This window comes from Mesobacillus sp., assembly GCF_049588175.1.
GTDB lineage: Bacteria > Bacillota > Bacilli > Bacillales > Cytobacillaceae > Mesobacillus.
Genome location: NZ_JBAVFI010000473.1, coordinates 1 through 4,637 on the forward strand (window position 1 = coordinate 1; position 4,637 = coordinate 4,637).

The 4,637-nt window shown below is 38.9% G+C and carries 6 protein-coding genes and 1 riboswitch; all 6 genes read right to left on the reverse strand.

Features of this window, described 5'->3' with window-relative positions:
* Positions 1–601, reverse strand: a 601-nt coding sequence (locus WB217_RS11560) for an amino acid ABC transporter permease (RefSeq protein ID WP_423993376.1), incomplete at its 3' end; no start/stop codon positions are given.
* Positions 602–666: 65 nt separating this feature from the next.
* A complete protein-coding gene (locus WB217_RS11565) occupies positions 667–1,500 on the reverse strand; it encodes a transporter substrate-binding domain-containing protein (protein ID WP_423993377.1) in 834 nt (277 codons plus the stop codon).
* A 114-nt stretch (positions 1,501–1,614) separates the two neighbouring features.
* A riboswitch (Lysine riboswitch) is annotated at positions 1,615–1,795 on the reverse strand.
* A gap of 200 nt (positions 1,796–1,995) precedes the next feature.
* Positions 1,996–2,661 (reverse strand): YdeI/OmpD-associated family protein, encoded by a 666-nt coding sequence (locus tag WB217_RS11570; RefSeq protein WP_423993378.1) that lies wholly within the window; start codon positions 2,659–2,661, stop codon positions 1,996–1,998.
* 66 nt (positions 2,662–2,727) lie between these two features.
* Positions 2,728–3,690: a PDR/VanB family oxidoreductase gene (locus tag WB217_RS11575; protein WP_423993379.1), complete on the reverse strand. Its 963-nt coding sequence runs from the start codon at positions 3,688–3,690 to the stop codon at positions 2,728–2,730.
* Positions 3,691–3,692: 2 nt separating this feature from the next.
* The gene (locus WB217_RS11580; protein WP_423993380.1) at positions 3,693–4,181 is read right to left on the reverse strand and encodes a dimethylamine monooxygenase subunit DmmA family protein; all 489 of its coding nucleotides are present in this window, start codon (positions 4,179–4,181) and stop codon (positions 3,693–3,695) included.
* Positions 4,178–4,637 (reverse strand): heme-dependent oxidative N-demethylase subunit alpha family protein (locus WB217_RS11585; protein ID WP_423993381.1); only part of this gene is annotated, 460 nt, incomplete at its 5' end. The genes WB217_RS11580 and WB217_RS11585, both read right to left, overlap by 4 nt.

Below are 4,637 nucleotides of genomic sequence, written 5' to 3' on the forward strand. Positions count from 1 at the left end.
ACTCAAAGTATCTAAAGTTGTTACCAGCAACTGATTTTGTTAAGAAATACAATTCTGAAACGGAAATAACGTTCAGGACTGATGTGTCTTTGATATTAATGACAAATTGGTTGCCCGTCGCAGGCAAAATATTACGGACGACCTGTGGCAATACGACGTTCATCATTGTTTGGAAGTGATTCATGCCAATCGCTTGTGCAGCTTCGAATTGGCCTTTATCAACAGAAACAATTCCGCCTCGAACGATTTCTGCCATGTATGCTCCAGTATTGATTGATACAACAATGAGTGCTGCTGCCATTACGTCTATATCTATACCAAATGCTAAGGCCGAACCATAATAAATGACCATAGCCTGAACAATCATCGGAGTACCGCGGAAGAACTCGATATAAACCGATAAAATGAAGTTTATTACTTTAAGTGATATTCTTTTGATTCCCCGTTCTGGTACAGGAATTGTGCGTATAACTCCTGCTACGAGACCAATGATTGCACCCAGGATGGTACCAATCAGAGAAATGTAAAGTGTAATACCTGCTCCGCGAAGGAACATAGGCCAGTTTTCCGAAATGATCTTTACAATCCACTCTAAGCTCATTTTTCTCCCCCTTTATATCATCATAAAACCGACTGTATACGTATACAGCCGGTTTTACGTCATCCTTATTCTGCTGCAGGTTGGTTCTTAATCGCTTCATCCATGATTTTCGTTTGATCTTCCTCAGAGATGCCTTTTAAGATTTCATTGATTTTTCCTGTTAACTTGCTGCCTTTTTCAAGACCAACAGCGATTGCTGTATCGTCCTCTGATGTTTTAAATCCATCCTTAAATTCGACCATAGCTAAATTTTCGTTTGCACCAGAAGCACTTACCGCTTCAGGACGCTCTGAAACGTATCCATCAATGATTCCAGATTCAAGCGCAACCCTCATCGCCGGGAAGTTATCCATTGCCGTCGCTTTGGATACTCCTTCAATTTGATCGATTACCGAATAGTGGAATGTATTTAATTGAGCAGTGATTTTTGCTCCTTTAAAATCCTGGATTGAAGTTGCTCCTTCGTACTTTCCGCCCTTTTTAACTACCATTACTAGATTGGATTTATAATAGTTATCCGAAAAATCGATTGTCTCTTTTCGTTCTGCAGTTGGTGACATACCTGCGATGATCGCATCAATTTTGCCTGAAGTTAAAGCTGGTACAAGACCATCCCATTCCGTCTTAACAATCACTAATTCTTTGCCTAAACCATCTGCAATCTTTTTCGCGATTTCTACGTCATAACCGCCCGCATATTCTGAAGTGCCAGCAATTTTGACACCACCATTCGAATCGTCCTTCTGAGTCCAGTTAAATGGCGCATAGCCTGCTTCAAGACCTACTTTGAATGTATTCTCATCTGATGAGCCAGATGCTTTATCCTTGCTTCCACAGCCTGCTAAAAGAATCATTGCTGAAAGCAGCAATACTAGAAATAATGATGCTTGTTTTCTCATGTTCGTTTCTCCTCCTTGGTTTTAATAAATCTTTTTTGACAACAAAAAAGCGACCTGAGATAAACTCAGGTCGCACTAATATCATAGTTGCCCAAAATTCCTCTCTTTTTCCCTAAATGAGATAGCACAACTCAATAAACTGGGTGTTTATTGAGACAGTCCTGCAGCTCTTAACTACAGACCCAGCAAGTAATAATGAGTATATTACCAACTTCGGCGACATTTCCTTCTCCCTAGCATCATAGCTTCTCAAACTCCGCTAAGGACTGTTAAATATCGCGCCTCTACCTCACTTGTAAAAAGTGAGGTGTAAATATTAAATTATATTAACTAGGCTACAATAAGCTATTAATTCTGTCAATCTAGTTCTTTTTGAAATATTAAAAGGGTACGATTCTACCGGACAAGTATATCACGTTGTTTTCTCTTGTTTAAACTACTGGAATCAGGCTGTTCCGATATAAATTGACCCTATAACGCAAGATGTTTTTCCCACTATTTTCTAAGATATAATTCCCGGCTCTTGTAACCTGCTCCAAGGATCATTTTCATTTCCTCGCGACGTTTTGCTTTTGTCGCTTCTTGTTTTGCGCTATACACAAAACGAGCCCAATCCTTACGATATCCTGGTGTAAGTGATTGGTAGAAATCAAGTAATGCTGGAGTATCCTGCAAATCTTTTTCTATTTCTGGAATCAGCTCAATGTAATCATCAACGCACTGACTTGCTTTACTAGAAGGCTGATTTTTTCGAGCTTCCTCTTTTAGACCAACAACCGTAAAAGTCTCATCTAATCCAACCATCCGGGCGAATTTAATAGTACTTGTCCCAACATAACCATTCTCATCCACGCCTATGCCAGGAAAAATCTCATCACGATGAATATAGGTTGAGTATACTTTATTCCCCTTTTTTGGATAAGCCAAATAGATATATCCTTTTTTATTTAAATAATGATTCTCGATAACCGTATTTACGATCCTTTTAAAAGCTTCCAGATCAAACACAAAAGCAAAAATCAGATCATACGATTGATCCTTATTTAGCTCTGTATCATAACCTTCAAGTTCCGTTAAATAGTCTGAACCCTCTGGGACATTCAAAACCGCTGCTTTTTCATATTTTTGTAAGTTAAGTTTTTCTGCAATTGTTTTAGCCATATTTTCCACCTTTACATCTAATCCTGTTAATCAGAATTAACCAATTCCAGAATTTTAATCTATTCGTTACAAATCCAATACCAATCTGCCCTTCCCGCGCGAAACACAACTAAGCATAGTTTGTTTGGAACATTGCTGAGCTTCTGTTAAAAACGAATCAAAATGAACAATCTGTCCCTCGACTACATTTACTTCACAAGTTCCACAGCCACCTGCACGGCAAGAGTAAGGAACCCTGATTCCGTTTTGAAGAAGCACAGCTAATAGAGAAGTGTTTTCTGAAACCTCAAGCTGTTTGTCACTTCTTTTTAATATTACTTGGAATGCCTGCTGTTCCTTTTTCGCTGGCGGGGCAAATCGTTCGACATGAATGTTGAACGATGGATAGCCATATGCTTTAGCTGCATTTGTAAAGTCTTGAATCAAGTTATCAGGCCCACAAAAATACACATGGGTCCCAATTCGATGATTCAAAAGTTGTGTTGGCGATAAACGTTTATTTCCATCGCTGTTTGAAAAATAAAAGCGGCATTGATCTGGATAGGTTTTACTTATGAATTCATAAAAAGCACATTGCTCTTTTGATTTCGCAGCATAATGAAGTTCAAAGGAAGAATTCTTTTCTGCCAGCTCTGCCATCATGGATAAAAAGGGAGTGATTCCAATCCCCGCTGCATAAAACACATGGTGTTTCGCTTGGAAACTTAAATGAAAGTAATTCTTGGGGTAGCTTACGGGTAATACATCACCTATTTTAACATTTTGATGCCAATAACGAGAGCCCCCAGTTGAGTCTTCAGCCAAGCGGACCGCTATTTCAAACAGACCAGCCTCAGCGTTTATATTAAAAATAGAATAATGCCTTTCCAATGTACCTGAAGGATGTGGTAAACAGGTTGTTATATGTGAGCCGCCACTAAAATACGGAAGCAAAGAGTAATCCATTGCTTGTAAGGTGAACCTTTTTATCGTGGCAGTCTCTTCTACAATATTTTTTACACGTACTTGTAGTATTGAATTTCGATGCAAGATCATGCTCCTCCATTATGACCAAATGATTGTTTTATTGAAGTGTAGCCAAGATATGCCTCTAGAAGGCGTGAATAATGGCTGGAAACCTCCAACTCAATTCCACAATGCTCACAGGTGATATTCGGATCATCTTCAACATCATTTACACCGTGACATTTACTGCAAATTAACTTCTTTGTTATAGGTCCCAGTATGTTCATTTGCATTTCATGATCTGAAAATCCTGCCTCAAAGGCTAGATTTTTCAATCGGTTTACAAATTCCCAATCTCCAGATAAATACAAGTACGTTCCCATTTTTTGCTGATTGAGCCAAAGATTAAGGAAGTCATCAGATTCATGCTCGAAGACGAGGAAATCAAAAGGGACTTTTTCCTCAATTGCTTGATTAACGAGAATATATAGAGGCTCTGCACCCCTTGCATCGGCACAAAATAAATATTTCCTTTTCCCCTTAGTAAATAATAATTCCTTTTGCACTAGATTCATCTCTTTTTCATTTCCTCTTCTAGATAATCAAGTACCTTTTTTCGATAAAGAGAAATACCCTTGTAGTCTGCAATAAAGTCTGGGAGTTCGTGAAGAATCGAATAAAATTGTTCTAACCCCGGGGTATGCTGAATGAACCTTTCTAAAGGCAGCATGTGTGAATGGATGGTAAATAAAATACCGTTACTTTTTGGCAGACGGAAAAGCTTTTGGACCTCTACTCTTAAATGAACGAGTTCTCCCGCATTTTCCTTTGTTACCTGCTTCCTGGCCTGACCCCATTCTGAAAATGTTTCAAGTGAGGTATCTAATCGGTTACCTGCCATGAGCGACCAGTTTTTCCTCCCCCAAGGAGTACCTGCCTCGATTCGCATTAAAAATTGCAGAATTCGATCATCAAGGGAATCATTCCGAAAACCGGGAATTGGAGAATGTATTTCTTTAAAAGACATACCC

Coding starts and splice junctions, on each gene's coding strand:
- WB217_RS11565 (WP_423993377.1), bottom strand. CDS start 1,500: ATGAGAAAACAAGCATCATTATTTCTAGTATTGCTGCTTTCAGCAATG.
- WB217_RS11570 (WP_423993378.1), bottom strand. CDS start 2,661: ATGGCTAAAACAATTGCAGAAAAACTTAACTTACAAAAATATGAAAAA.
- WB217_RS11580 (WP_423993380.1), bottom strand. CDS start 4,181: ATGAATCTAGTGCAAAAGGAATTATTATTTACTAAGGGGAAAAGGAAA.